Origin of the sequence: Paraburkholderia sp. SECH2 (assembly GCF_030464795.1) — a bacterium.
GTDB lineage: Bacteria > Pseudomonadota > Gammaproteobacteria > Burkholderiales > Burkholderiaceae > Paraburkholderia > Paraburkholderia aspalathi.
On sequence record NZ_JALPRH010000001.1, the window covers coordinates 408,093 to 434,872 of the forward strand.

Here is a 26,780-nt window from a genome sequence, read left to right on the forward strand (position 1 = left end):
GGCAGTCGGTTTGGAGTTTTCCATTTTTCGTCAATCTGCAAGGGGATCTACTCGTGAAAAAGCATACATTAGGCATACTAACTGGATTAGGACTGGCAGTTTCTGGGATCGCGCACGCGCAGTCGAGCGTCACCCTGTACGGCATCATCGACGAAGCGGTGCGCTATGACACCCACCAGAACAAATCCGGCGGGAAGCTTTTCACGATGGGTAGCGGCGGCGAGATTCAGGGTAGCCGCTGGGGTCTGCAGGGCACCGAGGATCTCGGTGGCGGCTTGTCCGCGATCTTCCAGCTCGAAGGCGGCTTTACACCGAATACCGGCGTGACGCAGCAATCCACGCCGTCCGGCACCGCCCGCCTGTTCGGCCGCACCGCGCTGGTGGGCCTGAGCAGCACGTCCTACGGCACGCTGACGATGGGCCGCCAATACACGCTGGTGCATGAAATGGGCTGGACGCACGATATCTATGCGTTCGCCAATTACACCGGCACGGTCGGCTTTCAGGGCGCCGGTCTGACTGGCGGCGGCCGTCTGGACAATTCCGTGCGATATACCTCGCCGACGCTTGCCGGTTTTACCCTCAAGGGCTCGTATACGTTTGGCGGTGTAGCGGGAAATACTCACCAGAACTCGTCGCCGGCCGTCAGCCTTTCTTACGACCACGGCCCCTTGAGCGTTGGCGCGGCCTATCAGATCGTCAACGACATTGGCGGCCTGACGCCTGCAACCAGCACCTATGGCAGCACGTACTTCGGCGTGACGATTCCGGACAGCTCGCAAAAGATCTTCACCGCGGGCGCAACGTATAAGTTCGGCGCGGCGAAGGTGTTCGGCTCGTACATCTACAGTCACGTCTATCCGGCTGACTATCGCAACGACTCCTTCTCCACCGCGGTCCAGTACTTCATCACGCCGTCGCTCGTGCTCGATCTGCCGTTCTACATCGACTTCGTCCATCACGCAGGCCAGAGCGGCACGCGTATCACGACCGGTCCGACGTTCGACTATTTCCTCAGCAAGCGCACCGACGTCTATGTCGGCGTGGACTACAACCACCTGACCGGCGCATGGACGACCCTCGCCGCCGCCTCCGGTTCGAATCAGCCGTTCTACGGCTTCAACTCGCTGTTCGAAGCCACGATCGGTCTGCGTCACAAGTTCTAAGGTTTGCAGTGTGGCACGTCTGTTCGGTGTCGCTCGACGCCGGCAGACCTCTCCGAAGGCCGAACGACATCGGGACGCGAAGTCTTGTCCCGATCGTCAACAATGTGATCGAGAACATGCCCAAGGCGCTCGAATAAGCATCCATAAGCGTCGACTATCGGCCCAGACAACTTTGATCTTTGTCGACTGGGCCTCGAGGCGGTACCGTATAGCGTGCTGATCCCGCATTCACCGTTATAGGCCCTCACCATGCATGCACTTGTCATTCACGCCCCGCTCGATCTGCGCATCGAGGACGTTCCCACGCCTGAACCGGAAGCCAACCAGTTGCTCGTGCGGGTTCGGGCCGGCGGTATCTGCGGTTCGGATCTTCACTACTTCAACCATGGTGGTTTCGGCACGATTCGCATCAAGGAGCCCATGGTGCTCGGTCATGAAGTCTCGGGTGCCGTCGCGCGCGTGGGATCTGGTGTGACAGATATGCCGGTCGGCACCCGGATCTCCATCAGCCCGAGCCGGCCGTGTGGCCTGTGTCAATACTGTCAGCAAGGGCTGCAGAACCACTGCCTGGATATGCGCTACTACGGCAGCGCGATGCGCACGCCGCACGTGCAGGGCGCATTCCGCCAGGAGATCGTGATCGACCGCTCACAGGCGCACGTTGTGGCGGACTCGTTGAGCGATGCGGAAGCCGCGATGGCCGAACCGCTTTCGGTCGCCCTTCACGCCGTTCGGCGCGCGGGTCCGCTGCTCGGCAAGCGGGTGCTCGTCACAGGATGCGGGCCGATCGGCGCGTTGATCGTGGCGGCCGCGCGCAGAGCCGGTGCGGCGATGATCGTGGCAACTGACGTGAATACGCTGCCGCTCGACAGCGCGAAAAAGGTTGGCGCCGACCTCGCGTTCAACATCGCGGAGACGCCGGACGCGCTCCAGCCGTTCGCCGTCGACAAGGGTAGCTTCGACGTTCTGTTCGAAGCAAGCGGCAACGCAGCGGCATTGCGCGGTGCGTTCGACGTGCTCAAACCGCGTGGCGTGATCGTGCAGGTCGGCCTCGGTGGCGACATCTCGTTGCCGATCAATGTGATCGTCGCCAAGGAATTCGATCTGCGCGGCGCGTTCCGCTTTCACGAAGAGTTCGCCGTTGCCGTCGAACTGCTGAACAAGGGGTTGATCGACGTGAAGCCTTTGATCTCGGGTATTTTCCCGTATCAGGATTCGGTCAAGGCGTTCCAGACAGCGGGCGATCGCTCAAAATCGATGAAGGTGCTGGTGAGCTTCGATTGATTGATCCCGCATGTATGGCGACGAAGACGCGGCAAGCTGCGTTCTCGTCGCCATACATAAAGCGCCCATAAAAAAGCCGACGTCGTGATGCAGACGTCGGCTTTTTCCTTCCCGTTGCGCGGTGCTTAGTTATTGCATCGTGCTTCGAGCGCATCGATAAACGCGCGGTTCCAGCGGCCTTCCTTCATCGCCCGCATCGTCTCAGCCTCTGCTTCCAGAACGGCCAGCGCTTTTTCGATGACAAACTCGGCATCCTCCTGTGGAATGGCCAGCAAGCCATCCTGATCGCCGACAACGATATCCCCCGGATTGACCACCATTCCGCCGACCGATACCGGCACATTGATTTCACCCGGACCGTCTTTATACGGCCCCCGGTGCGTGACCCCACGGGCGTAAACCGGAAAATCGCGATCGCGGATCTCCGCGACATCGCGGATCGCGCCGTCGATGACCAGACCGACAACGCCTATATTTGCTGCGTAGAAAGACAGAATGCCGCCGACCACGGCGTTGTTGAGATCGCCACCCGCGTCCACAACCAGCACGTCCCCAGGACGGCAAAACTCCAGGGCGCGCAGGTAAGTCAGGTTATCCCCGCCACGCGAGCGCACGGTGACCGCAGTGCCGGCCATCGTCTTCTTGCCGGGCCGCTGATACGGATGCAGACCCACGCTGCCGATGTTGCGATGCATGTTGTCGCTGAGCGCGGAGACGGGAATGTCGCGCAATGCGCTAAGGATGGTATCGGCAGCCTGAGCCGCCGACGGGTTCTTCCTGATGGCTTTGTACATGGTCGATCTTCGCTTCCGGATGTAAGGGGGAGCGGCTCATGCAGATCAGGAACGAGTAGGCACGACACCGCTGCAACACGGATATAACGGTATATCGCCCCCACAAATCGCGCCAAGACGGGTTCGTTCTTGCGCGATAGGAAACGCTTATGAACCGCAATTGCCGGGCGGCGCGGCGCTGAGATACGTGGAGGTCGGCTCTCGACGATCAGCTATAGGCAGCGAAAGCAGACATTGGTTAACATCGCTCATCGCCCCCTGGATTTCACACCGATGCCCTCTTCCATCCGTAACTCGCTCGTCTGGATCTTCGACGCATTCGAGCGCGACGCCACCTATATTCGCAAACGGATGTTCGGCAGCGATGCTGCCTATATCGACGGCCTGCTGTGCCTGATTGCCGCCGATCGCGACAAGCCGTGGAATGGCCTGCTGGTGTGCACTTCGCACGAACGTCACGCCGCGCTCATTGAAGAAGTACCCGCTTTGCGGCCGCATCCGGTGCTTGGGAAATGGCTTTATGTGCCGCAAGACGATCCGGCATTCGAAACTACCGTCGAAACGATGACCGCGCTCGTGCTCGCGCGCGACCCGCGCGTGGGTGTCGAACCGAAGCCACGCAAACGGAGCGGCAAATCCACGTTGCCGAAGACATAAGAGATCGCTACCGGCCGCCTCGCCGACTCATCGAACCTGACACGCTCAACGCGCCGCACGAAGCTCAGACGGCTCGAGATAGAAATTCCGGTTCCCCGCGAGGCGCTCGACCATAAAGTCGATGAACGCCCTCACGCGCAGCGGTTGCTCGGTTCGATGGCGATAGTAGACGTAGATGGCCTCACGCTGCGTGACATGCCTGACGAGCAGCGGAACAAGTTCGCCACGTTTGATAGGCAAGGTTGCCGAAAAGCCGCCGAGTTGCCCGATGGCGAGTCCCGCCAGCACGGCCTGGGTCTCCGCCTCCGTGTCATTGACGCATAAGCTGGCTGCGACGTCGCGATAGACGATCTCGTCATCGATCAGAAATTCCCACGGAGACTGCTTGCCGGTATTCGCCCGCCGATAGCCGGTGCAACGGTGCCCATCGAGCTCGTCGATGGTCCGCGGCGCGCCATAACGCTCGATATAGGCAGGCGACGCACAGACAATCAGTTGGATCGGCAGCAACCGTCTCGCGATCGTGCCGCCCGACGGCGGCGAACCGCCGCGAAAGCCCACGTCGGCGCGATCGCTGACGAGGTCGGTGAAATGATCGTCGAACTGCACATCCAGTTGCACATTCGGGTGCAATTCGGCGAATTCGAGGAAATACGGCCATAGCACGGTGCGCGAGAACGCGCTTGGCGCGCTCACCCGCAGCGGCCCGGCGATCGCGTCTTTCGATCGCCGCGCGTCGTCGAGCGCCGAGGACAGTATGGCCAACGCAGGTCTCACGCTGTCGAGGAGCCCCTGCCCCTCCTCGGTCAGGCTCAACTTGCGTGTGGTTCGGTGGAAAAGCCGGACCCCCAGCTCCTTTTCCAGCTGCATGACCGCGTGGCTCGCGGCCTGCGGCGAGATGCCCTGATCCACGGCGGCCTTGCGCAGGCTTCCCAGCGCCGCGGCCCGGACGAATATCGTGATCGCGCGTACTTCGTTCATGGCCGCCCGGATTAGCAAATAAAAGTTGATTTTCAGTCTACCAACCACCGTCTAGTTTGTGCCAATCGACACGCCTACTATTCGTTCACTCTCACCCGAATCGTAGGAGAAACATCATGGCTAACAACACGAACAATGGCTTCAAGCGCGTCTGGTTTATCACCGGCGCGACGCGCGGCCTGGGCGCCCTGATCGCCGAGGCCGCTCTCGCTGACGGCAATGCGGTCGTTGCCACCGGCCGCAATATCGCAGCGATCACCGAGCGCTTCGGTCACTCGGCGGCCCTCCTTCCCGTCGCGCTGGACGTGACCGACGAAGCCCAGGCGAAGGCCGCGGCTCAAGCCGCAGTTGAACGGTTCGGCCGGATCGACGTTCTGGTCAACAACGCGGGCTTCGGCTTGCTTGGCGCCATCGAGGAGTCGAGCGATGCCGATGTGCGCCGCATGTACGACACGAACGTATTCGGCTTGCTGAATATCACACGCGCCGTTCTGCCGGTGATGCGCGCGCAGCGGGCCGGTCACGTCATCAATATGTCGTCGATCGGCGGTTATCGGGCAGCCGCCGGGTTCGGCGCCTATTCTTCGACCAAGTTCGCCGTTGAAGGCTTGACTGAAGCATTGCGCGCCGAACTGAAGCCGCTCGGTATTCACGCAACGGTCGTGGAGCCTGGTTACTTCCGTACGGACTTCCTCGACGCGACATCGCTTGTGGTTGCCGGGAACGTGATTGCCGACTATGACGAGACGTCAGGAGAGGTTCGCCGGCGTGCTACCCACATGAATCACAACCAGCCGGGCAACCCGGAGAAGCTCGCAGCCGCCATGGTCGAATTGGTCGACGCACAAACACCGCCGCTGCGCCTGCCGCTTGGCACCGACACGCTGAAGGCCATCGCTGAGAAGAATGCGTATGTTACGCAGGAAACCGAAACATGGAAGGCATTGTCGGCATCGACTGACTTTTCTGAATAAATGCTGACACCATCCGCTTCCCGTTTGCATTGTGTAATGGGAAGCGGATAGGCCGATACGCAATGGGGGTTTGCACCGAAGTCGCCGCCACTAATCCTTCATCATGCGTTGATACGGTAACCGGGTTGTACGTGCTAGTCCGTCTGAAAAGAACTTCTACTTCCCCACCCGGAACCAACAGATGAAAACGACTCCCGTCTGCAACGCGACACGCCGCCTGTCATTTCCCCGACCGGCTTCCACGGTAGCACTCGTGCTATGCGCCGCCGCCCTCAACGCCCATGCCGAACAGTCCGATTTCCGCGGCGAAAGTCGCTTCGAGCCAGGCTTACTGGTTGTAAGTCGAAGCGTGTACGACAACCTGTCGAGCAACGTTCAGGTTGGCGCGATCCTACCGCCGAATTGCGGAGCCACTCAGGGCGGTTGTAGCGCGGCAACTGGCGCGCCGAGCGACGGTACCTATCCGTTTGTTTGGAACAACGATGGTTACGACGCCAGCTTCGGCATCACGTCGCGGATCTTTCTCGATCAGCTCACGCCGTCAGGCGAGTGGGTCAGCTCGCTCGAAGTGCCCAACAGTTTGCAGAAAACGCCGCGACGCGACCAACTCGTCACCAGCTTCAGTTCCAAATCGGAACTCGGCCTGCACCTTTCGCTCGACGGCCAGTACCTGACCTTTATGGGGTATGTCGCGCCGGTGAATACGGTGGATGTCTCCAATTCGAACACGCCAGGTGTAGTCGATCCCACTAATCCGGTGGGGCAGAATTACTATCGGGCAGTCGCTCGCGTCGACCGTGATGGGCACTTCCGCATCACCGAGACGAATGCATATAGCGGCAACAACGGCCGTTCGGCGATTCTGAATAACCGCGATGGCGAAGATTTCTTCTACACAGCCGGCAACGCGGGTAACGGTGCGAACCCTCAACCGGCCGGAGTGGTCATCGGCGCCGGCGCACAATTCATCGACGCCACGAAAAAGCATGAGGCGCAGCAGGACCCGGGCGCACCGACTCCGCTCGCCAGCTTTTCGGTCACTGAACTTGGCGGCTCGGCAGACAAGATCGGCAAGGACGATAACTTCCGTGGCATGACCGTATTCAACAACGTCCTCTACTTTACGAAGGGTAGCGGCAGCAACGGCGTGAACACAGTGTATTTTGTGGACACCACGGGGAAAGCCTGCCCGTCTGGCACAGGTGTGCCGGCTACGAATGCGGCACTGCCCAGCAAGGCGCTTGCTTACGATTCCGCAACGGTCCAAACCAACGGACTGCCAAACAATATGTGCGTGCTGGCCGGTTTCCCTTCGACGCCCAACAAGACCGCGACTACGCTCTCCTTTCCGTTTGGCCTCTGGTTCGCCAACGCGACGACGCTCTATGTCGCGGACGAGGGCGATGGCTACACGGGCGGCCCCGATCTGTACACGCACGCGGCCGCGCAGACTGGCGCGGGTTTGCAGAAGTGGGTGTATAACGCTGGCGCGAAAAAGTGGACGCTCGCCTACACCCTGCAAGCGGGTCTGAACCTGGGGCAGCAATACACGGTTTCCGGATATCCGACCGGCTCCAATGCGGCAACTGGATTGCCGTGGGCACCGGCGACGGATGGGCTGCGCAACCTGACCGGTCGCGTCGAAAATGACGGCACAGTCACGCTCTGGGCAATGACGTCGACCATCAGCGGCAATGGCGATGTGGGCGCCGATCCGAACAAGCTGGTCGCCATTCGCGATCTGCTCGCGAATACGACTGCGACCGGTGCTGCTCGCGAGAAATTCGTCGCGTTGCGAAGTGCGGGCTTTGGCGAGGTATTGCGCGGCGTCTCGTTCACGCCGGGTACTGATCCGGACCACCGTTTCTGACGCGCTGACAACCGGGTGAAGCCACGCCGCGGCGCATTCAAGCGTGCGTGGCTCACCCGGTTTGCACGACCCGTCAACGCATCACGCCGTGTGGCCCTTACTTCCCTGCTCGCTGTCGAGATGCGCCATCTGCGCCGCTGCGTAACGTTCACCTGCGGCGGCCCCATGCGGCACTGCCTGCGCGATCGCGGCCAGATCCTCAGCGCTGAGCGTCACGTCAACCGCACCGAGTGCTTCGGCGAGACGATCACGCCGACGCGCGCCAACCAGCGGCACGATATCGCTGCCCTGCGCCGCAACCCACGCAATCGCGATCTGCGCAACCGAGACGCCTTTAGCATCGGCCACCTTGCGCAACGCATCCACCAGCGCGAGATTGTGATCGACGTTGTCTCCCTGAAAGCGCGGACTCATGGCGCGGAAATCGCCTTTCCCCGCGGCGTCCTTGCTCCAGTGGCCGCTGATCAAACCGCGGGATAGCACGCCGTACGCCGTCACGCCGATCCCGAGTTCGCGGCAGGTCGGCAGGATTTCGTCTTCAATGCCACGGGAAATCAGCGAGTACTCGATCTGCAGGTCGCTCACCGGGTGCACCGCTGCCGCACGGCGAATGGTCGTGGCGCCTACTTCGGACAAGCCGACGTGCCGCACATAGCCGGCCTTGATCATGTCGGCAATTGCCCCGACCGTGTCTTCGATCGGCACGTTGGGATCGAGCCGCGCGGGACGGTAGATGTCGATATGATCGACGCCCAGGCGCTGCAGCGAATAGGCGAGAAAGTTTTTGACCGCCGCGGGACGCGCGTCGTAGAGCGACCAGCCACCTGCGGGGTCGCGCATGGCGCCGAACTTCACGCTGATGATCGCCGAGTCGCGGCGTGACGGCGGCGCACTTTTCAGGGCCTCGCCGATCAGGATTTCGTTGTGGCCGGAGCCGTAGAAATCGCCGGTATCGAGCAACGTGATGCCGGCTTCGAGCGCGGCGTGGATCGTAGCGATGCTTTCAGCGCGGTCAGACGGACCGTACATGCCCGACATGCCCATGCAGCCAAGACCGATGGCGGAGCTTTGCGGGCCCGTCTTACCCAATTGAAGTTGCTTCATGATGTCCTCAGTAGGTGCGCCGCAAGAAAGGCGCTTGCGCTGAAGTATCGGTCGATTTCCAGCGTGCGATAATCCACCCCAATCTGGATGACCCGTGCGGAAAAGCGAACAATGCAGGAACCCGACCTGTCCGATTTGAAAGCATTCGTCGCCGTCACACGGGCACGCGGATTCCGCCATGCCGCACTGACGGGCGGCGTGTCAGCCTCATCGCTTAGCGAGGCGGTTCGAAGGCTTGAACAACAGCTTGGCGTCAGACTGCTCAACCGCACGACGCGCAGCGTTACACCAACGGAAGCCGGGCAGCGTCTATTTGAGCGGCTCGCGCCGGCCTTTGGGGAAATCACCATCGCGCTGGACGCGGTGAACCTCTTTCGCGAGAGTCCGACTGGAACCTTGAGATTAAACGTTCCGTCGATCGCGGCAAGAGAAATCCTGCCCGCTCTCCTCTCCCGCTTCCTCGCCGCTCATCCGGGCATCACGGTGGACGTCGGCACCAACGACACCTTCATCGATATCCTCGCGGCGGGCTTCGATGCCGGCATCCGCTATGACGAACGCCTCGAGCGCGACATGATCGCCGTGCCGATCGGCCCGCGCGTTCAACATTTCGTCGCGGCGGCCGCGCCGTCCTACCTCGCGGCCCGCGGCATACCGCAACATCCGGGTGAACTGCTGAACCACGCGTGTATCGGACACCGCTTCGACAGCGGCGTGCTCGCGACATGGGAATTCAAGCGAGGAGACGAGGTCGTGCGGATCGAGCCAAACGGACCGATGATCGCCTCAATAATCGAACTGGAGCGAGGCGCGGCCATCGCAGGATTGGGAATCGTCTACTCGTTCGATGAATTTCTACGGCCGGCGATAGAGCAAGGTGCGCTCGCACCGGTGCTCGGTGAGTGGTGTCAAACCTTCACTGGACCGTTTCTGTACTACCCGAGCCGGACGCATATGCCGGCTCCGCTCCGGGCGTTCGTTGACTTTATTCTTGCCGGTGAAGAGTCAGGTAGTCATCCGTAGGCAGGGTGTCACGATGAACCGATATGGGATACGGCGCGGACCGGTGTCACGCGATCCACGCCGTGCCATGCAACAGCAGCGCGCTCAGCCCGCTGCGACGACGTCGATGTGCAACGCTTCCCCACCGGCCACAATCGCGAGCAGATGGTCGACGTTCGGGTGTGCACCCGGACGGTTGCGCGCGTCGGCCGTATGCTCGGCGAACACCGCGAGACCATGTTCGGCCGCCTTGGCGTCCAGCGTGCCGAAAGCCTGCTGCAGATAGTTGTACACCGCGAGCGAGCCCTGCTTGCCCGGCTTGTTCTCGATGCTGGCCACCACGGCGCCCTTGCCGTCGAGCAGATCGATACGTTCGATAGCGTCGATGGCCGGCAGCTGGGCGAGGTTGTCCTTGAACACGTTGCTCGGTTGAATCACTGAAAACACTCCTTCTATTCGGAAAAATGCGGCGAGCCGTATCTTATCCGATAGGGTGTTTTGCATCGTGCTGAACGAGGAGATCTCATGCAGTTCATTGCGGAAGCTTCGGTTTTTCCGAACCTTAGCTCCCGGATTAGCAGATTTATCCGTTCCCCAACCTGACGCAGACTGAGGTTCACCACCACTGCGGACATCGTCCGCGCCAGGAGCCCAAACATGCGTACCTATCCGCGCAACAGTCCTCAAGCCGCCGCACGTATCGTCGCGTTGGCACTCACTTCCGACGGACACGTCAGCAGTTCGGAAGAGCTCGCCCTCGAAAGCCTGGATATAGCGGGCCAACTCGGTCTCGCACCAGAGCAATTCGCGCAGATTGTGCAAACGCTTTGCGAGGATCAATCGGTCGCGAACACGCCGTTCGCGCCGCCAGTCGGCCAGATCGGCGCGGCCTTGCTCACCACCTTGTTAGATGAGATCGACGACCCCGCGCTGCGTCGCAAGGTAATGCGCCTGTGTATCGCCGTCGCGATCGCGGACAACTATCTGGCGGATGGTGAAATTGCCTTGCTGGCTGCTGTGTTCAACGCATGGGGGCCTAAGCCAAACCAGATGGCAAGCCGGCACATCCCGTTGCCGGACACGCCGTACACTCACGCACGCCCGGCAGCGACCACCTGAGAAGCGAGCGCATGATGTTGTCCGCGTCGCGAGCGGATTGCGTGGATTTCTTCGACCACGCCTTCCGCTCGACCGAGCCAGCGCAGTCCGCGCAGCAGCGCCACATCCCCCGCGCCCAGTTCCGCGAGCGGAAACACGCCGAGGCCACGCGCGGCGAACACCGCCATCAGCGCGCTGTCTTCGAACTCTCCAACGATCCGCGGCCGGATTCCTTCGGTTTCGAACCATCGGTCTATCCGCGCACGCAACGCGCCGTGCCCGGTGGGCAGAAGCACGGGCAGCTCGGCCAGGCACTGCGGAAAACCGGTACGGGCGGCCTTGCGGATGATCTCCGCGGGGCCATACCAGTCGACCGGCGAACCGACGAGGCGCTGGCTCACGACGCGCAGATCCGCATTGTGCGGCGCAGGCTGGCACGCCAGCACGAGATCGAGCCGATGGAGCGCGAGCTCCGACAGCAACTGCGCATGTTCGCCCTCGTGGCAGAGCAGCCTGAGCGACGGCGTTTCAAGCACTGGCGCGAGCAGCGCGTGCGCGGCCAGCTTTGAGATGCCGTCGGAAAGACCCACTGCAAGCCGGGCAACACGCTCGCCGCCCGCCTCGCGCATCTCATCGAGCAGCGCTTCGCCGATTTGAAAAATCTGTTCCGCGCGATTGAAAGCCGTCTCGCCGGCTTCAGTCATCGTAACGCCGCGCCCTGCCGGTTTGAGCAACTGGCGCCCGATCGATTTTTCCAGCTCACGCACCTGCGCGCTGATCGTCTGAACCGCCATGTCGAGACGCTCGGCCGCACGCGCGAAGCCGCCCTCTTTCACGACGATCCAGAAATAGTAGAGATGGCGATAGTTAAGCATGTTGGCGACACTTCGAAAAAATCGATATATCGCTCAGATTATCACTGATTTATCCGAACCATGAAGACGGCGATGATAACGGCATACCGACGTTGCCTGTCACCCTTTGCTTACGGACCCCATGGACTCTTTACTCACACTCGCCGCCGACCCCGCCGCATGGGCCGCTCTCCTCACGCTGGTCGTGATGGAAATCGTGCTCGGCATCGACAACCTGATCTTCATCTCGATCCTCAGCAACAAGCTGCCGGAAGCGCAGCGCGCTCGCGTTCAGCGCATGGGCATCATGCTTGCGCTCGTGCTGCGGCTCGCCCTGCTCGGCACCGTCGCGTGGATTGCGCAACTGACCGCGCCTGCCGTGACGCTGTTCGGCCACGCGTTTTCATGGCGCGATCTGATCCTGCTCGGCGGCGGCCTGTTCCTCGTCTGGAAGGCAACGAGCGAAATTCGCCACCACGTCGTTCATGCGGAAGAAGTACGCGACAAGGCCAGCACGACCGTGCAGTTGACCGCGATGGCTGCAATTGGACAGATCCTTGTGCTCGATATCGTGTTCTCGGTCGACAGCATCATCACTGCCGTTGGGATGACCGAGCACATGCCGATCATGTTCGTTGCCGTGATTGCTGCAGTCACCGTGATGCTGTTCGCCGCCAATCCGCTGTCGCGCTTCATTGACCGTAATCCGACCATCGTCATGCTCGCGCTCGGTTTCCTGCTCGTGATCGGCATGACGCTCATCGCAGAAGGTTTTGGTTCACACGTGCCGAAGGCTTACATCTACGCGGCTATGGCGTTCTCCGCGTTTGTCGAGGCACTCAACATGCTCGTGCGCCGGGCGAATTCGAAGCGGATGGTTAGCGCGGAGTAACGAGCGCTAGATGAATTTTTTATTCTTAAGGAGCAACGAAATGAAATGTCCCGTTTGCAAGACCACTGACCTGCTGATGACCGAGCGACGCTCGATCGAAATCGACTACTGCCCGGTCTGCCGGGGCGTCTGGCTCGATCGCGGCGAACTCGACAAGCTGATTGCGCAGGACGCCGGCGGCGATGACGCGCAGGCTAACGCTACCGCACGCACGAGCCGCGACAGCTATCCGGATCGGGATCGAGATCGGGAACGGCATCGTGACCACGCGTACGACAACAACCGCACGTATGACAATCACCGGACGGATTATCGGGGACACAAGAAGAAGCGCTCGCTTTTCGACATGTTCGATTTCGATTGAAGGTGTCCGCGGGAGAAGAACCAGGCAGCAGTTATCAGATCAAAGGCGCGCGCTGTTATCAGACAGCCGCGCCTTTTTCATTTTCCCCTCTGACGTTGCCTCAGCCAGCGTCGAACCCTTCATACAAATAACAACGTGTCGCGTGTCATCGACAGAGCGAAGTGGTGCGTTAAGCCGTTAACGGTTTGAGCGCGCGGCCCAAGCACGATCCACGCGCTGAATCCCCTGCGCCCGCCGCCATGATGTTCCCCCAAATTGTTTTCCTGCCCGTCTATCGTTCAGATGCCACTTTCTATCGTTTCGATTACAAAGACCTGCGCGCTTGCCGCGCTAACGTATTGCACGCTAACCATGGCGATGCCGGCGCAGGCAGCCGACAACGTGATCGTGCTCGACTCCGGCGAAGCCCAACTGACGCTGATCGATCCCGCTACGCATAAGGTGATCGGCACGGAGCCGACCGGCAAGGAACCGCACCATCTGATGATTACGCCCGACGGCCACTCGCTGATCGTCGCGGATTCGATCTCGAACGATCTGATGTTTCTCGATCCGCACACCGGGAAGGTGCAGCGCAAGGTCGACGATATTGAAGATCCCTATCAGCTCGGTTTCTCGCCCGATCACAAATGGTTCGTGACGGCAGGTCTGCGACTGGATCGCGTCGACGTGTACCACTACGACGGCCAGAACATGACGCTCGCCAAACGCGTCCCGCTCTCGAAGACGCCGAGCCACATGACGTTCTCGTCCGACAGCAAGACCGTCTTCGTCACACTGCAAGACACCGGCGAGGTGGCCGCGATCGATCTGGCGACGCAGACGGTGCTGTGGAAACTGCATGTGGGCAACACACCCGCCGGCCTCTGGATGACGCCAGGCGACCGCTATCTGTTGATCGGCATGACGGGCGAAGACGATGTGGCCGTGGTCGACTGGCACAAACAACAAGTCGTGAAAAGAATTCAGACCGGGCGCGGCGCGCACAACTTCCGCAACCTCGACGACGGCCAGCACATAGCGCTCACGAACCGCGTGGAAAGCACAATCAGCATTCTCGATTACAACACGCTGACGAAGACTGCCGACATCACCGGACTCATGCCCGGCCCTGACGACATGGAACTGTCTTCGGATCGCCGCTACCTGTGGGTCACATTCCGTTTTTCGCGGCATGTCGGCATCATTGATCTGACGACATATAAACTTATCGACACGATCGCGGTCGGACGTTCACCGCATGGTTTGTATTTCGCCAATCGTGCGCCCGTCTATGCGCCCAATCCAGACTGAACAGGCTTTCGTTTTGATGACAGCACCCGCAATTTCACGAGATTTCCGATGATCCACGAAATCCTCGCGCTACTCGACAACGGCATCTCGACGTTGCAGACGCTCCTGTACGTCGACGTCGTGCAGCCGTTTTTCTATCGCTTCGGGCTGATGGGATACGACGAGGACACCTACGATGCGCTCTACTGGGTGATCGTCGGCGTGCTGGAAATCCTGGTCACGTATATCGCCCTGCGGCCGCTGGAAGCGCTGCGGCCCGTCGAGGCGTGGTCCGATCGAAAAGCGCTGCGCGCCGATGTGATCTACACGTGGATCGCCAAGCTTGGCATCATGAACATCGCCTTCTTCTTCATGCTGCAGCCGCTGTTCAATCACTGGCAGAGTTTGATGGCGATCTACAACGTGCCGAACATCGACATCGACGGACTGTGGCCGGGCGTCACCGATCAGCCGGTTGTTTCGTTCCTCATCTACCTGATCGTGCTCGATTTCTTCGGGTACTGGTATCACCGCTGGCAGCATCGCTTCGGCGTGTGGTGGGAACTGCACGCGGTGCACCACAGCCAGCAGCAGATGTCGTTGTGGGCCGACGACCGCAATCACTTTCTCGACGACATCATTCAGGCCGCGTTCTTCGCAGCGATTTCGCTGTTCATCGGTGTGCAGCCGACGCAGTTCGTCGTGCTGGTTGCGGTCGGCAACTTCATGCAGAGCGTGCAGCACGTGAACGCGCGCTTGCCGTATGGATGGCTGCTCGAACGCACGATCGTAAGCCCGATTTTTCATCGGCGTCATCATGCAATTGGCTACGGCCATGAAGGCACGCGCTACGGCTGTAACTTCGGCGTGCTGTTTCCGTGGTGGGACATGATGTTCAGGACCGCGTCGTGGGACCGTACTGTCGAGCCGACCGGCATCCGTGACCAGTTGCCCGTGCCGCACGGCGCAGCGCGTTCCTATGGCGACGGGTTGATCGCACAGCAATGGCGCGCCTTTGGCCGCATCGCGATGCGGCTGCGGGGACAACGCAATTACGGTGGCGTGACGGACTGATTGTCATCGGCATGCGGCGGGTGACTCATCCCAAGCCTATGGCTCGTGCGATCAGCAACACGCCTGCGCCGACGATACCAACTCCGACCAAGCGCGCCGCCCGCTCGCCACGCGGCGCAAGACGTTCAACGGTGATGGCCGCCGTCACAGCGGCCATCACACGCAAATCCATGACCCCGGCAACGAGCAGGACCGTCGTCAGGCCGGCGCAGCAGTAGCTGCACTGCAAGCCCAAGTGCAGGCCGTGGCGCCATGCCGTGGTGACGTCCGCTGACAACGCGGGCAACATGAGGCAGCGACCAGGTGTTGTGCGGCAGCAGGCAAGACGCCGGGCCTTCCACGCCGTGAACTGCAGCGCCCCGGCGATCAGCACAATCACACCCATTGCGAACGGAACGGCGCGCGCCAGCGCCGGCTGTTGCATTTCGAGCGCCGCCAGCGCAGCACCGAGCGGAAATGCGGCCATGCCGAACGCGGTCCACACGAAGAAATACCCCGCGCCCACCACCACCGTCAGCCAGCCCAAACCTGTTACGCCCGCCCCGCCGACGGCCTCGCGATAGCGCAACAGCATGGGGACGAGCGATGGCAGCATCATCGCGACCATCATCACCACCCACATGCCAAGGAACGACGCCGCGAGGCCAGACCACGTTTGTCCGCACATCGGCATCCACGCCGCCGACATCGTCCAGCCGCCGGGCATCGGCATCTCACCCATCGCTGACATGGACGCAGCGCCGACGATCGTCACCGCCGTGCTGACGGCGAAGAGTAAGGCCGAGACGCCAAAGAAAGCCCGCTGCGAAGCGCGCGCTTCGATCGAGTGCGCCGGCATCTCCCGTCCTCCGGTTGCGCTGGCGTGTTCCATCGCCAGGCTCAGCGCGTCGTCTCGTACTCGTCGTGACGCTTCCACCAGACGCCCGTCTCGTTGCGCCCCTTCGGCGCGCGGTCCAGCCACTGGTACATGCCCCAGATGCCGTCCACGCCGCGCGCATAGGTGGAATACGTGTGATAGACGACGCCGTCCTCGAGTACGAATGCGCTCAGACCCGGCCTGTCGCGCGTGTATGTCGCCGCGTCGGTTCCGCATGTAGCCGCGAACTGGGCGACCGGCTCCGGGACGACCTGGGTTTCGTCCATCGCGTGGCCGCCACGCTCGTAGTTGTATTCGATGCTTCCTTCGCGCTGCTGCGCCTCCGTGAACGCGATGTTGAAGTCAAAGTTAAAGTCGCTGCCAGCCGAGGAAGCCCACGGGAACGTCCAGCCCATCCGGCGCTGATACGCCTGCAGCTTCTCCAACGGCGCCCGCGATACCGCCGACAACGTGACGTCGTGATTCGCCAGATGAACGACGAAGCCGTCGAACCCATCGGCGATCGATGAGCACGACGGGCAGCCGGCCTTGTAGTCGGGTCCGAACATGAAGTGGTACACGAGAAGTTGCGAGCGCCCTTTGAAGAGGTCCGCCAACGAGGCGCGTCCCGCAGCAGTTTCGAATGTGTACGCCTTGTCGATTCGCACCCAGGGCAGTGCCTGCCGTTGCTGCACCAGCGCGTCGCTCTGCCGCGTGAGCGCCTTCTCCGCCTTGAGCAGTTCGATCCGCGCTGCCAGCCACTCGTCACGCGTCCCGGTTTGATGTGTCGTGGTCATGCTTCCCTCCTTGGGAGTCCTTCGTCGTTCGTTCAGTTGTCGATACGACGAACTGGTTGGTGGTCGTGCTAGATTAGCCACGGGCACCCGAACGGTGGGAGTGACAAGTGTGGCGGGATTCGAATAGACCATGGACTCACCAGTAACGGCCGCGGCGCGTGCGCTCGCGGCGGGCGACCCGCTCGGCGCGCTGAACCGGATCGCCTTGCGAGACGACGCGGCTGCACTCGCGCTGCGAGGCATCGCGATGGCGCAGCTCGGCGATCTCGTTCGGGCGAAAGCGCTGGTGCGAAGCGCGGCGCGCGCCTTCGGCCCGAAAGCGCCCGTAGCCCGCGCACGGTGCGTGGTCGCCGAAGCCGAAATCGCACTCGCCTCGCGCGATCTGGGCTGGCCCGCAAAGGCGCTCGACGCCGCGCGGGCAACGCTCGAAGCCCACGGCGACCGGCTGAACGCCGCGCATGCGCGGTATCTCGAAGTCCGGCGCCTCCTTCTGATCGGACGCCTCGACGAGGCCGAGCCCCTGCTCGCCCACCTCGATCCCACGCCCTTCCCGCCCGCGCTGCGCGCCGCCCACGAGCTGGTCGTCGCGGGAATCGCGATGCGCCGTCTCCAGACGAAAACAGCGCGCGCTGCGCTCGCGAAAGCCGAGCAGGCCGCACGTCACGCAGGTATCCCGTCGCTGACGGCAGAGGTCGAGAGCGCACGCCTTCTGCTGGACACGCCCGCGGCTCGTCTGATTGCACATGGCGAAGAGCGTCTGCTCGTGCTCGAGGAAGTTGAGGCGTTACTCGCGTCGAAGGCGCTCGTGGTGGACGCGTGCCGTTACGTCATACGTGAAGCAAACATCGTGGTTCCGCTTGCGAGGCGTCCCGTGTTGTTCGCGCTAGCCCGCGCACTGGCTGAAGCATGGCCCGAAGACGTATCGAGGGACACCCTCATCGCGCGCGCATTCCGGACGAAGCATGCCGATGAATCGCATCGCGCGCGGCTGCGCGTCGAAGTCGGACGGCTTCGCGCATTGCTTGGGCCGCTGGCCGGCGTGAGCGCGACGAAGCGCGGTTTTGCATTAGTGCCGCACGGCGCGCGCGAGGTCGTCGTGCTTGCACGGCCGGTCGAAGAGCCGCATGCGATGGTGCTCGCCTTCCTCGCCGACGGTGAGTCGTGGTCGAGCTCGGCGCTCGCGATTGCGCTGGACGCCAGTCAGCGCACCATGCAGCGAGCACTCGATTCGCTGGCGGCAGCCGGCAAGGTTCAGTCGTTCGGCCGCGGGCGCGCACGACGCTGGATGACGCCGCCAATGCCCGGATTCACGACCACTTTGTTACTCCCCGCTCCCCCTACCGAGTGATTAGGATCGAAACATGAACAAATCAACCGCCAAAATCATCCGTGAATATGGGCCCTTTCCGGGCGTCAATCAGGTGGGGGGCGTCACGTACGACGGTCAGCGTGTCTGGATTGCCGCCGGAGACAAGCTGAACGCCTTCGATCCGGTAAGCGGAGAAACGCTGTGCTCGTTCAACGTCGCCGCGCAGGCTGGCACGGCCTTCGACGGCCACCACCTGTTCCAGATCGCCGACGATCGCATCCAGAAGATCGATCCGGATACCGGTCGCGTGCTCGCCACGATTCCTGCACCCGGCGGCGGTGGCAACTCGGGGCTCGCGTGGGCCGAAGGCACGCTCTGGGTGGGGCGGTATCAGGACCGGAAGATCCACCAGCTCGATCCCCAAACCGGGGCGATTCTGCGCACGATCGAGTCCAACCGCTTCGTCACCGGCGTCACCTGGAGCAACGGAGAGCTCTGGCACGGCACCTGGGAAGACGACGCGAGCGAGTTGCGGCGCGTCGATCCTGGTACGGGAGAAGTGCTGGAGAGCCTGGAGATGCCGCCCGGCCTCACCGTGTCGGGGCTGGAAGCCGACGGCGGCGATCTGTTCTTCTGTGGTGGCGGAAACAGCGGCAAGGTGCGAGCCGTACGCCGCCCCGCGCGAAACGCCGAGGTCCCAGTCGAGTCCGCGAGCGAGTAATTTACCGCTTGCTTACCCAGTCGCGCACCGCTTGCGCGAACAATCTCAGTGCGATCGGCGGATGACGGTTCGCGGGGTAATAGAGGCACAAACCGGCGAAAGTCGGACTCCATTCAGGCAGCAAGTGGATGAGGCGCCCCGACGCCAGATGCTCCGATACATGATATTCCGGAACCCAGGCAATGCCGATACCGGCGAGGGCGGCCTCGATCACCAGATTGAGATTGCCGAGCGTCATCGGCCCAGCAACATCGATATTCGCTCTTTTGCCCCGATGTTCGAGATCCCACCGGGGAAGTACGCCGCTATCAAAGCGGAAGCGGATGCACCGGTGCTGCATCAGGTCGTGCGGCGCTTTCGGCGGTACGTGATGCGCGAGATAGTCCGGCGAAGCTACCGCTGCGAAACGCATGTCGCCCCCGAAGCGGACTGCGATCATATCGCGCGGCACGTCGTCATAGACGCGTATGCCGGCGTCGAAGCCATCGGCCACGATATCCACAAGCCGTGTGTCCACGACGAACTCGACGTGAATGTCGGGATATGCCGCGAGGAAGTCAGGAAGAACATGGCGGATCAGCGGTCTCACTGACGCCTCCGACGCACTGATCCGGATCGAGCCCGACGGCCGGTCGTGTTCCGACGCGACCTGATTCACCGCCTCTTCCAGATCCGCGATGGCGGGCCGCACCCGCCGCAGGAGCTGTTCACCCGCCTCGGTGAGCGCGACGGATCGCGTCGTGCGATTAAGCAGCCGCACCGCCAGCCGAGCCTCCAGACCCCGCATTGAATGACTCAGCGCCGAGGGCGAGACCCCCAGCGTACGCGCCGCCGCGCGAAAGCTTCGCTGGTCGGCAATGGCGACGAATGCAGTTAGTTCGGACAGACCGGCGCGCGCCATAGATGAATTTTCCTCAATGCCCTGTGCAATTCTAGCTAGATTGTTGAGCCAATCACAACAGCATAAGATCGTTGGCGTCAACCGACATCGCACGGAAGGAGCAAGAACATGCAACATCGCAAGCTTGGAAACAGCGGTCTCGACGTATCGGCGCTTGGCCTCGGCTGCATGGGTTTGAGCTATGGCTATGGCCCCGCGACCGAAAAGTCCGAAGGCATCAAACTGATCCGGTCCGCTTTCGAACAGGGTGTGACGTTCTTCGATACCGCAGAAGCCTACGGACCGTTTTTTAACGAGGAACTCGTCGGCGAGGCGCTAGCGCCGTTTCGCGATCAGGTGGTGATCGCCACCAAGTTCGGTTTCAAGGACGGCGACGTGAGCCAGGGTCTGGACAGCCGGCCCGAGCGCATTCGTGCGGTCGTCGAGGCTTCGTTGAAGCGCCTGAACACCGATCGCATCGACCTTTTCTACCAGCATCGCGTCGACCCGAACGTGCCGATCGAAGACGTCGCCGGCGCCGTCAAGGAGTTGATCCAGCAGGGCAAGGTGAAGCACTTCGGTCTCTCCGAAGCCGGCGCGAATTCGATTCGTCGTGCCCATGCCGTGCAACCCGTGGCGGCACTGCAAAGCGAGTACTCGATGTGGTGGCGCGAGCCGGAAGAAACGGTGCTCCCCACGCTGGAGGAACTGGGCATCGGCTTCGTGCCGTTCAGCCCGCTCGGCAAGGGTTTCCTCACTGGCGCCATCGACGCGAACACCGCGTTCGACAAAACCGATTTCCGCAGTATCGTGCCGCGCTTCTCGGAGGAGAACCGCAAGGCCAATGCGGGCCTCGTCGAAGTGCTGGGCCGGATCGCGGACGGCAAAGGTGCTACCCGCGCCCAGATCGCTCTCGCCTGGCTGCTGGCGCAGAAGCCGTGGATTGTGCCGATTCCGGGTACGACCAAGCTTCATCGACTGACAGAGAACATCGGTGCGGCCGCAGTCGAACTGTCGGCTGACGATCTGTCGGCCATCGAAGCAGCCTTGCATGAGGTCAAGGTGGTCGGCGACCGGTATCCGGCCCATCTGCAGCAACGCGTCGATCGCTAATGCGCCTGGCGCGCCTGATCTCTACCTGACAGCGGGTTGGGCACAACGCGTGGTAGGGGTATGCACGGTACCCCGTGCCGTGCACACGATGCTACGCTTGGAGTTCTTTGCGCACGATACTAACTAAACGTAGATTTCAGCCAAACATCGCACAACTCGTCTAGCCGCCACGGAATACATGACGTGTGTCTTTGGCACTCCACAAAGTCGATAGCGAACTGAAAAAGCGGCGCAAGCAACCGAATATCCGTTCAGGAGACTTCGATGAAGACAGCGGCTTCCACCCCTCTACCGCCGGATCAGGCGAAGAAGCAGGCCTTCTGGCCCCAAGGATGGTGGAGGCTGATGGAAATCCGCATCGGCATCATTCCGCTGCCGATCTACATCATTGCCGGCGCGCTCATCGCAGTGCTTGTCTATATCGACAAGCTGCCGAATGAGATCTCGCTCGTGATTGTCATGTTTGCGTTCTTCGGTTTCACGCTGGCCGAAATCGGTAAGCGCATTCCGGGTATTCGCGCCATCGGCGCCGCTGCCATCTTTGCGACCTTTATCCCGTCCGCGCTGGTGTACTACAAGTTGCTGCCTGTGCAGATCGTGAAGGTCACAATCGAGTTCACCAAGTCCACCAATTTTCTTTACCTGTTTATTGCGTCCATTATTGTGGGCAGCATTCTGAGCATGGACCGGCAGGTGCTGATCAAGGGCTTCCTCAAGATCTTCGTGCCGCTCGGTATCGGAACGATCGTGGCCGGCGCCGTTGGTACAGCCGTCGGCACCGCGCTGGGACTTGGCGCCTATCACACGTTCTTTTTTATCGTCGTACCGATCATGGCTGGCGGAGTCGGCGAAGGGGCCATTCCGCTGACCGTCGGATACGCCGGAATCCTGCATCAGGATCCAGGTGTGCTGTTTGCGACCGTTCTGCCTCCTGTCATGCTCGGCAGCCTGGCGGCGATCATTTTCGCCGGCACGTTGAACTTCGTCGGCAAGCGATACCCTCGTTTCACCGGCGAAGGGCGTTTGCAGCCAGGCGAGCACGACGAGATGGACCCTGCCCAGCAAGAAATCTCGGGGCATATGGATGTGACCCATATCGCCGCGGCGGGGATCACCGCACTGACGCTCTACGTTGTAGGCATCTTGTGCCAGCGGCTGTTCGGCCTGCCGGCGCCGGTCGCGATGCTTTTTATCGCGGTGGTCGTGAAACTCACGCAGGCGGTGTCTCCCCAGTTGCAGCAGGGCGCATACATCGTGTACAAGTTTTTTTCCACCGCGGTCACCTACCCGCTGCTGTTCGCCATTGGCGTGTCGCTGACGCCATGGGACAAGCTGATGGCTTCCTTCACCCTGCCGACCCTCATCACCATCGTGTCAACCGTCGCCACCCTGATGGCAGTCGGCGCTCTGGTGGGGTACTGGATGAAGATGTATCCGATCGACGCGGCCATCGTGAACGCCTGCCACAGCGGCCAGGGCGGCACGGGCGACGTCGCCATCCTGACTGCCGCCAATCGCATGACGCTGATGCCGTTCGCGCAGATCGCGACGCGGATCGGCGGTGCGATTACGGTGACGACCGTGCTAATTGTGCTGTCGCGGGTTACCTAGGCAGTATCTCTCCACTGCGAGTGGCACCATGCAAGTCACAGGTGCCGCGGTCGCAACATGGACACGCGCGCGCCGCGTCTAGACACCCGCGAGCGCCGGCAGCTCCATCTCATACGACACGCGCTCGCGCCAGCTGCTCATCTGCGGCTGATGTACCACGCGGGCCGGATGCTGCGCGCTTTCGACGTGAATCGATACGCGCGCCGGATAGCGCGCCTTTTTCCGCTCGAGAATGGCCCGGCTCAGAAACCCGACGCTATACGCTTTCAGCAAGTGCGGATGATGAGCTTCGATGTACGCGGCAATCTGCGCCTCCTCGTCGTCGATCGTGGCTAGCAACGCCAGCGTGCGCGCATCCCAACGGAAGCGCAGGCCGAGTTCATCGAAAGCACTGTTATAGGCGCACAGTTGCGCCTCTACTTCAGCATCGTGCGCGTTGTCGCGGGCGTCGAACTGGGACCGGTTCATGGTCGTCTCCTTCAGGCAGGTTGGCATGACGAAGAATAGGAGCGCGCATAGATAAACAACAGTTAAAGTTTTTTCGAAAAACTATAACGTTTTACTTATATATAGATTCCTCTGCCGATCCGTAAACGCACCGGAAAGCATCCGTTTGTTCTTGCAGTGCACCACATCCCTGCTCAGTCGACGCAGAGCCTCGTTGCTCATGACCCGCAATCAGAACCGGCATACCCATCCATTCGGTATGCCTAATGCTAACCATAAAATGTTTTAACTTTTACTTATCGCTGTTCGCGCGCAGCATCCTTCAGACGCGCTCCACGCGAAACGCCTTTTACCCAGTTGTTGTGAGATCGACGGGCAAGGGTTTTCGTCAGTGCAATTCCCTCTGGCCGACCAATGGCGCTTGATTGCCAACAGACAAACCGGCGATGAAGCGATTCGATCACGTAGGTCCAACGCGCCGCTCGAGCGCGACGGAATATACAGGAGACGAAGGACATGGGACATACCAACGTATCCGGGACAGGCAGTACGCCGTTCCGGCAAAACCGCTGGGTGCAGCTAGCAATCGGCATCGTATGCATGGGGCTGGTCGCGAATCTTCAATACGCCTGGACGCTGTTCGTCGTCCCGATGGACAACGCCCATCACTGGGGCCAGGCAGCCATTCAGACCGCCTTCACGGTCTTCATCGTCACTGAAACCTGGCTCGTACCTATCGAAGGCTGGCTCGTCGACAAGTTCGGGCCGCGCCCGGTTGTGATCGGCGGTTCGGTGTGCGCGGCGCTCGGCTGGATCATCGACGCGCATGCGAGCAGTCTCGTCGCGCTCTACATCGCGGCTGTGATCGCCGGTATCGGCGCGGGATGCGTGTATGGCACCTGCGTCGGCACGGCGCTCAAATGGTTTCCGGACAAGCGCGGTCTCGCTGCCGGCCTGACCGCGGCAGGTTTCGGCGCCGGCGCGGCCGTCACCGTGATTCCCATCGCCAACATGATCCAGCGCTCGGGTTACGAGCACACGTTCATGTTCTTCGGCATTTTCCAGGGCGTCTGCATTCTGCTGCTCGCCACCATGCTGGTACGGCCGAAACCTCCTGCATTCGCGGTCGCGGCCAAACGTGTGGTTGCAAGCAAGATCGACTACACGCCTGGCGAGATGATCCGTTCGCCGCTCTTCTGGGTGCTGTATCTGATGTTCGTGTTCGTCGCAGCCGGCGGCATTATTGCCACCGCCCAGCTTGGGCCGATTGCGAAGGAATTCGGCTTCGCCAAGCTGCCGGTGAACCTGATGGGCATCACGCTGCCGCTGCTCACGATGACGCTCTCGATCGACAACCTGTGCAACGGCTTTACGCGTCCGTTGTGCGGGTTTCTGTCGGATCGCATCGGCCGTGAAAACACGATGTTCATGATCTTTCTCGGTGAAGGCGTCGCGCTGCTCGGGCTCATGCAGTTCGGCCACAACCCGTACGCCTTCATGTTCTTCGCCGCCGCCGTATTCCTGTGCTGGGGCGAAATCTTCTCGATCTTCCCAGCGACCTGCGCGGACACGTTCGGCAGCAAATACGCCGCGGCCAATGCCGGCACGCTTTATACGGCGAAGGGCACCGCCTCGATGCTGGTGCCGCTCGCCTCGGTGCTGTCGGCCAGCGGCGGGTGGAGCACCGTGTTCATTTCGGCAGCGGTGGTGTCGATCGCGGCAGCAGTATCCGCGAAATTCATCCTCGCCCCCATGAGAAAACGCTGGATCGAAAACTCAGGCGCGCCGGCTGGCGTAGTGATCGCCGAAGCGCGCCTGCGGCCGTCGCCAGGCGGCTCACCTGAATGAACAACAACGTGAACTCGCCACTCACGACAAATCCATAACGTCCCGCGACCAAGGAGCAGCATCATGGCAGAAGCCGACCGGCAAACAGTAGAAGAGACTTCGACACAACAAGCGGCCGAGACGACCGACGGGTTTCATCTCGTCATCGACGCGCTGAAACTGAACGACATCAGCACCATCTTTGGACTGGTCGGCATCCCGATTACCGACCTCGCGCGGCTTGCACAAGCGGAAGGGATGCGTTTCATCGGTTTTCGTCACGAGCAGCACGCGGGCAATGCAGCGGCGATTAGCGGTTTCATGACGCAAAAGCCGGGTATCTGCCTGACCGTGTCGGCGCCCGGCTTTCTGAACGGCCTGACCGCGCTCGCCAACGCGACCACCAACTGCTTCCCGATGATCCTGATCAGCGGTTCGAGCGAGCGTGAAATCGTCGATCTGCAGCAGGGCGATTACGAAGAAATGGATCAGTTGAATGCGGCCAAACCGTACGCGAAGGCCGCGTATCGCGTGCTGCATGCCGAAGACATCGGCATCGGCGTGGCGCGTGCGATTCGCGCCGCGGTGTCGGGGCGTCCGGGCGGCGTGTATCTGGACTTGCCGGCCAAGCTGCTCGCGCAAACGCTGGACGCCGTGAAGGCGCAGCAATCGCTGGTAAAAGTGGTCGATGCCGCGCCGCGTCAGTTGCCCGCGCCGGAATCGGTCAAGCGTGCAATCGATGTGCTGAAGAGCGCCAAGCGTCCGCTGATCCTGCTCGGCAAGGGGGCGGCTTACGCGCAGGCTGATGCGGAGATCCGCGCATTCGTCGAGCAAAGCGGCATTCCGTATCTGCCGATGTCGATGGCCAAGGGCCTGTTGCCCGATACGCACGAGCAATCGGCGTCGGCGGCACGTTCGTTCGTGCTGCAGGAAGCCGACGTGGTCGTGTTGATCGGCGCGCGTCTGAACTGGCTGCTCTCGCACGGCAAGGGCAAGACGTGGGGCGCGGAGCCGAAGAAGTTCGTCCAGGTCGATATTTCGCCGACCGAGATCGACAGCAACGTCGCGATCGCCGCGCCGGTGATCGGCGATATCGGCTCGTGCGTGGCGGCATTGCGTGCCGGTCTGGATGCGGGATTCGCAAAGCCGAGCGCTGAGTGGACCGGCGCGATCGCCGAGCGCAAGAGCAAGAACCTCGCGAAGATGGCCGCGACGCTCGACAAGAACCCGTCGCCGATGAATTTCCACAGCGCATTGCGTGCAATCCGCGACGTGCTGAAGACACGCCCGGACATCAACGTCGTCAACGAAGGCGCGAACACGCTCGACTACGCGCGCAGCATCATCGACATGTACGAGCCGCGCAAACGCTTCGATTCGGGCACGTGGGGAATCATGGGCATCGGCATGGGCTTCGCGATCGGCGCGGCGGTGACGAGCGGCAAACCGGTTGTCGCGATCGAAGGTGACAGCGCGTTCGGCTTCAGCGGCATGGAACTCGAAACCATCTGCCGCTACGACCTGCCGGTTTGCACCATCGTCTTCAACAACAACGGCGTATATCGCGGCACCGACGTGAATCCGACGGGCGGCAAGGATGTCGCGCCGACCGTGTTCGTGAAGGGCGCGCGCTACGACAAGATGATCGAGGCATTCGGCGGTGTCGGCTACAACGCGACGACACCGGAAGAACTGACGAAGGCGCTGCTCGAAGCGATCGCCTCAGGCAAGCCGACCTTGATCAATGCCGTCATCGACGAAGCGGCGGGCACCGAAAGCGGCCGCCTGACCAATCTGAATCCGCAAAGCGCGGCAATGAAAAAGTGATCCAGC

General features: G+C 61.5%; 26 protein-coding genes. 17 read left to right on the forward strand and 9 right to left on the reverse strand.

Annotation, left to right across the window (positions count from 1 at the left end; genetic code table 11):
- Nucleotides 1–53: 53 nt before the first annotated feature.
- Nucleotides 54–1,166 (forward strand): porin, encoded by a 1,113-nt coding sequence (locus M0D66_RS01865; RefSeq protein ID WP_244869519.1) that lies wholly within the window; start codon nt 54–56, stop codon nt 1,164–1,166.
- 249 nt (nt 1,167–1,415) lie between these two features.
- Entirely contained in the window at nt 1,416–2,450 is a 1,035-nt protein-coding gene (locus M0D66_RS01870; RefSeq protein WP_200619678.1) for an L-idonate 5-dehydrogenase, read from the forward strand.
- Nucleotides 2,451–2,575: 125 nt separating this feature from the next.
- On the opposite strand, the gene M0D66_RS01875 is transcribed toward M0D66_RS01870, so the two are convergent.
- Nucleotides 2,576–3,244 (reverse strand): RraA family protein, encoded by a 669-nt coding sequence (locus tag M0D66_RS01875; protein ID WP_211708043.1) that lies wholly within the window; start codon nt 3,242–3,244, stop codon nt 2,576–2,578.
- Nucleotides 3,245–3,517: 273 nt separating this feature from the next.
- Here M0D66_RS01875 and M0D66_RS01880 point away from each other — a divergent pair, with 273 nt between their 5' ends.
- Nucleotides 3,518–3,901 carry a hypothetical protein gene (locus tag M0D66_RS01880; RefSeq protein WP_154559415.1) on the forward strand — a complete coding sequence of 128 codons (384 nt, stop codon included), beginning with the start codon at nt 3,518–3,520 and terminating at the stop codon, nt 3,899–3,901.
- A gap of 45 nt (nt 3,902–3,946) precedes the next feature.
- On the opposite strand, the gene M0D66_RS01885 is transcribed toward M0D66_RS01880, so the two are convergent.
- Nucleotides 3,947–4,882, reverse strand: a complete 936-nt coding sequence (locus tag M0D66_RS01885) for a LysR family transcriptional regulator (protein WP_200619675.1) — start codon at nt 4,880–4,882, stop codon at nt 3,947–3,949.
- Between the two features lie 116 nt (nt 4,883–4,998).
- Between M0D66_RS01885 and M0D66_RS01890 the strand changes: the two genes are divergently transcribed.
- Together M0D66_RS01890 and M0D66_RS01895 are read left to right on the forward strand one after the other, a co-directional pair.
- Nucleotides 4,999–5,856: an oxidoreductase gene (locus tag M0D66_RS01890; protein ID WP_200619674.1), complete on the forward strand. Its 858-nt coding sequence runs from the start codon at nt 4,999–5,001 to the stop codon at nt 5,854–5,856.
- Between the two features lie 181 nt (nt 5,857–6,037).
- Nucleotides 6,038–7,726 (forward strand): hypothetical protein, encoded by a 1,689-nt coding sequence (locus M0D66_RS01895; RefSeq protein ID WP_266208864.1) that lies wholly within the window; start codon nt 6,038–6,040, stop codon nt 7,724–7,726.
- Between the two features lie 81 nt (nt 7,727–7,807).
- Here the strand turns inward: M0D66_RS01895 and M0D66_RS01900 are convergent, their stop codons facing one another.
- The gene (locus tag M0D66_RS01900; RefSeq protein WP_200619672.1) at nt 7,808–8,830 is read right to left on the reverse strand and encodes an aldo/keto reductase; all 1,023 of its coding nucleotides are present in this window, start codon (nt 8,828–8,830) and stop codon (nt 7,808–7,810) included.
- Nucleotides 8,831–8,941: 111 nt separating this feature from the next.
- Between M0D66_RS01900 and M0D66_RS01905 the strand changes: the two genes are divergently transcribed.
- Entirely contained in the window at nt 8,942–9,853 is a 912-nt protein-coding gene (locus M0D66_RS01905) for a LysR substrate-binding domain-containing protein (RefSeq protein WP_211707539.1), read from the forward strand.
- An 84-nt stretch (nt 9,854–9,937) separates the two neighbouring features.
- On the opposite strand, the gene M0D66_RS01910 is transcribed toward M0D66_RS01905, so the two are convergent.
- A complete protein-coding gene (locus M0D66_RS01910) occupies nt 9,938–10,270 on the reverse strand; it encodes a DUF2322 family protein (protein WP_211707538.1) in 333 nt (110 codons plus the stop codon).
- Nucleotides 10,271–10,489: 219 nt separating this feature from the next.
- Between M0D66_RS01910 and M0D66_RS01915 the strand changes: the two genes are divergently transcribed.
- Complete coding sequence (locus M0D66_RS01915; protein WP_093637135.1) at nt 10,490–10,951, forward strand: TerB family tellurite resistance protein; 462 nt, start codon at nt 10,490–10,492, stop codon at nt 10,949–10,951.
- On the opposite strand, the gene M0D66_RS01920 is transcribed toward M0D66_RS01915, so the two are convergent.
- The gene (locus tag M0D66_RS01920) at nt 10,924–11,805 is read right to left on the reverse strand and encodes a LysR family transcriptional regulator (RefSeq protein ID WP_211707537.1); all 882 of its coding nucleotides are present in this window, start codon (nt 11,803–11,805) and stop codon (nt 10,924–10,926) included. The two genes, M0D66_RS01915 and M0D66_RS01920, sit on opposite strands and share 28 nt — an antisense overlap.
- Before the next feature lie 121 nt (nt 11,806–11,926).
- Here M0D66_RS01920 and M0D66_RS01925 point away from each other — a divergent pair, with 121 nt between their 5' ends.
- The 4 genes from M0D66_RS01925 to M0D66_RS01940 all read left to right on the forward strand — a co-directional run bounded on the left by M0D66_RS01925 (nt 11,927) and on the right by M0D66_RS01940 (nt 15,386).
- Nucleotides 11,927–12,676, forward strand: coding sequence for a TerC family protein (locus M0D66_RS01925; protein ID WP_093637129.1), 750 nt, complete (start codon nt 11,927–11,929; stop codon nt 12,674–12,676).
- Between the two features lie 40 nt (nt 12,677–12,716).
- Nucleotides 12,717–13,040: a zf-TFIIB domain-containing protein gene (locus M0D66_RS01930; protein ID WP_093637126.1), complete on the forward strand. Its 324-nt coding sequence runs from the start codon at nt 12,717–12,719 to the stop codon at nt 13,038–13,040.
- 351 nt (nt 13,041–13,391) lie between these two features.
- Nucleotides 13,392–14,333, forward strand: a complete 942-nt coding sequence (locus M0D66_RS01935) for a beta-propeller fold lactonase family protein (protein ID WP_244863990.1) — start codon at nt 13,392–13,394, stop codon at nt 14,331–14,333.
- Between the two features lie 48 nt (nt 14,334–14,381).
- A complete protein-coding gene (locus tag M0D66_RS01940) occupies nt 14,382–15,386 on the forward strand; it encodes a sterol desaturase family protein (protein WP_266208865.1) in 1,005 nt (334 codons plus the stop codon).
- A 25-nt stretch (nt 15,387–15,411) separates the two neighbouring features.
- Here M0D66_RS01940 and M0D66_RS01945 read toward each other — a convergent pair whose 3' ends face one another.
- Nucleotides 15,412–16,257, reverse strand: coding sequence for a DUF2182 domain-containing protein (locus tag M0D66_RS01945; protein WP_211707535.1), 846 nt, complete (start codon nt 16,255–16,257; stop codon nt 15,412–15,414).
- An 8-nt stretch (nt 16,258–16,265) separates the two neighbouring features.
- On the reverse strand, nt 16,266–17,039 hold the full coding sequence (locus tag M0D66_RS01950; protein ID WP_200620637.1) for a DUF899 domain-containing protein: 774 nt from the start codon (nt 17,037–17,039) through the stop codon (nt 16,266–16,268).
- Nucleotides 17,040–17,169: 130 nt separating this feature from the next.
- On the opposite strand from M0D66_RS01950, the gene M0D66_RS01955 reads away from it, so the two are divergent.
- Together M0D66_RS01955 and M0D66_RS01960 are read left to right on the forward strand one after the other, a co-directional pair.
- Entirely contained in the window at nt 17,170–18,387 is a 1,218-nt protein-coding gene (locus tag M0D66_RS01955) for a helix-turn-helix domain-containing protein (protein WP_211707534.1), read from the forward strand.
- 13 nt (nt 18,388–18,400) lie between these two features.
- A complete protein-coding gene (locus tag M0D66_RS01960) occupies nt 18,401–19,069 on the forward strand; it encodes a glutamine cyclotransferase (protein WP_211707533.1) in 669 nt (222 codons plus the stop codon).
- 1 nt (nt 19,070) lies between these two features.
- Here M0D66_RS01960 and M0D66_RS01965 read toward each other — a convergent pair whose 3' ends face one another.
- The gene (locus M0D66_RS01965) at nt 19,071–19,970 is read right to left on the reverse strand and encodes a LysR family transcriptional regulator (RefSeq protein ID WP_200650798.1); all 900 of its coding nucleotides are present in this window, start codon (nt 19,968–19,970) and stop codon (nt 19,071–19,073) included.
- Nucleotides 19,971–20,078: 108 nt separating this feature from the next.
- Between M0D66_RS01965 and M0D66_RS01970 the strand changes: the two genes are divergently transcribed.
- Complete coding sequence (locus tag M0D66_RS01970) at nt 20,079–21,062, forward strand: aldo/keto reductase (RefSeq protein ID WP_200571745.1); 984 nt, start codon at nt 20,079–20,081, stop codon at nt 21,060–21,062.
- 264 nt (nt 21,063–21,326) lie between these two features.
- A complete protein-coding gene (locus M0D66_RS01975) occupies nt 21,327–22,673 on the forward strand; it encodes a 2-hydroxycarboxylate transporter family protein (RefSeq protein WP_093637099.1) in 1,347 nt (448 codons plus the stop codon).
- A gap of 78 nt (nt 22,674–22,751) precedes the next feature.
- Here the strand turns inward: M0D66_RS01975 and M0D66_RS01980 are convergent, their stop codons facing one another.
- On the reverse strand, nt 22,752–23,141 hold the full coding sequence (locus tag M0D66_RS01980) for a hypothetical protein (RefSeq protein WP_266208866.1): 390 nt from the start codon (nt 23,139–23,141) through the stop codon (nt 22,752–22,754).
- A gap of 495 nt (nt 23,142–23,636) precedes the next feature.
- Between M0D66_RS01980 and oxlT the strand changes: the two genes are divergently transcribed.
- Together oxlT and oxc are read left to right on the forward strand one after the other, a co-directional pair.
- Nucleotides 23,637–24,968 carry an oxalate/formate MFS antiporter gene (oxlT, locus tag M0D66_RS01985; RefSeq protein ID WP_211707531.1) on the forward strand — a complete coding sequence of 444 codons (1,332 nt, stop codon included), beginning with the start codon at nt 23,637–23,639 and terminating at the stop codon, nt 24,966–24,968.
- 63 nt (nt 24,969–25,031) lie between these two features.
- Nucleotides 25,032–26,774 carry an oxalyl-CoA decarboxylase gene (gene oxc, locus M0D66_RS01990; RefSeq protein WP_093637090.1) on the forward strand — a complete coding sequence of 581 codons (1,743 nt, stop codon included), beginning with the start codon at nt 25,032–25,034 and terminating at the stop codon, nt 26,772–26,774.
- Nucleotides 26,775–26,780 lie beyond the last annotated feature (6 nt).

What these genes read in the sequence shown, in the direction of transcription:
- M0D66_RS01870 (WP_200619678.1), top strand. Translation starts at nt 1,416, where the DNA reads ATGCATGCACTTGTCATTCACGCCCCGCTCGATCTGCGCATCGAGGAC.
- M0D66_RS01875 (WP_211708043.1), bottom strand. Translation starts at nt 3,244, where the DNA reads ATGTACAAAGCCATCAGGAAGAACCCGTCGGCGGCTCAGGCTGCCGAT.
- M0D66_RS01880 (WP_154559415.1), top strand. Translation starts at nt 3,518, where the DNA reads ATGCCCTCTTCCATCCGTAACTCGCTCGTCTGGATCTTCGACGCATTC.
- M0D66_RS01885 (WP_200619675.1), bottom strand. Translation starts at nt 4,882, where the DNA reads ATGAACGAAGTACGCGCGATCACGATATTCGTCCGGGCCGCGGCGCTG.
- M0D66_RS01890 (WP_200619674.1), top strand. Translation starts at nt 4,999, where the DNA reads ATGGCTAACAACACGAACAATGGCTTCAAGCGCGTCTGGTTTATCACC.
- M0D66_RS01895 (WP_266208864.1), top strand. Translation starts at nt 6,038, where the DNA reads ATGAAAACGACTCCCGTCTGCAACGCGACACGCCGCCTGTCATTTCCC.
- M0D66_RS01900 (WP_200619672.1), bottom strand. Translation starts at nt 8,830, where the DNA reads ATGAAGCAACTTCAATTGGGTAAGACGGGCCCGCAAAGCTCCGCCATC.
- M0D66_RS01905 (WP_211707539.1), top strand. Translation starts at nt 8,942, where the DNA reads ATGCAGGAACCCGACCTGTCCGATTTGAAAGCATTCGTCGCCGTCACA.
- M0D66_RS01915 (WP_093637135.1), top strand. Translation starts at nt 10,490, where the DNA reads ATGCGTACCTATCCGCGCAACAGTCCTCAAGCCGCCGCACGTATCGTC.
- M0D66_RS01920 (WP_211707537.1), bottom strand. Translation starts at nt 11,805, where the DNA reads ATGCTTAACTATCGCCATCTCTACTATTTCTGGATCGTCGTGAAAGAG.
- M0D66_RS01925 (WP_093637129.1), top strand. Translation starts at nt 11,927, where the DNA reads ATGGACTCTTTACTCACACTCGCCGCCGACCCCGCCGCATGGGCCGCT.
- M0D66_RS01930 (WP_093637126.1), top strand. Translation starts at nt 12,717, where the DNA reads ATGAAATGTCCCGTTTGCAAGACCACTGACCTGCTGATGACCGAGCGA.
- M0D66_RS01935 (WP_244863990.1), top strand. Translation starts at nt 13,392, where the DNA reads ATGGCGATGCCGGCGCAGGCAGCCGACAACGTGATCGTGCTCGACTCC.
- M0D66_RS01940 (WP_266208865.1), top strand. Translation starts at nt 14,382, where the DNA reads ATGATCCACGAAATCCTCGCGCTACTCGACAACGGCATCTCGACGTTG.
- M0D66_RS01945 (WP_211707535.1), bottom strand. Translation starts at nt 16,257, where the DNA reads ATGGAACACGCCAGCGCAACCGGAGGACGGGAGATGCCGGCGCACTCG.
- M0D66_RS01950 (WP_200620637.1), bottom strand. Translation starts at nt 17,039, where the DNA reads ATGACCACGACACATCAAACCGGGACGCGTGACGAGTGGCTGGCAGCG.
- M0D66_RS01955 (WP_211707534.1), top strand. Translation starts at nt 17,170, where the DNA reads ATGGACTCACCAGTAACGGCCGCGGCGCGTGCGCTCGCGGCGGGCGAC.
- M0D66_RS01960 (WP_211707533.1), top strand. Translation starts at nt 18,401, where the DNA reads ATGAACAAATCAACCGCCAAAATCATCCGTGAATATGGGCCCTTTCCG.
- M0D66_RS01965 (WP_200650798.1), bottom strand. Translation starts at nt 19,970, where the DNA reads ATGGCGCGCGCCGGTCTGTCCGAACTAACTGCATTCGTCGCCATTGCC.
- M0D66_RS01970 (WP_200571745.1), top strand. Translation starts at nt 20,079, where the DNA reads ATGCAACATCGCAAGCTTGGAAACAGCGGTCTCGACGTATCGGCGCTT.
- M0D66_RS01975 (WP_093637099.1), top strand. Translation starts at nt 21,327, where the DNA reads ATGAAGACAGCGGCTTCCACCCCTCTACCGCCGGATCAGGCGAAGAAG.
- M0D66_RS01980 (WP_266208866.1), bottom strand. Translation starts at nt 23,141, where the DNA reads ATGAACCGGTCCCAGTTCGACGCCCGCGACAACGCGCACGATGCTGAA.
- oxlT (WP_211707531.1), top strand. Translation starts at nt 23,637, where the DNA reads ATGGGACATACCAACGTATCCGGGACAGGCAGTACGCCGTTCCGGCAA.
- oxc (WP_093637090.1), top strand. Translation starts at nt 25,032, where the DNA reads ATGGCAGAAGCCGACCGGCAAACAGTAGAAGAGACTTCGACACAACAA.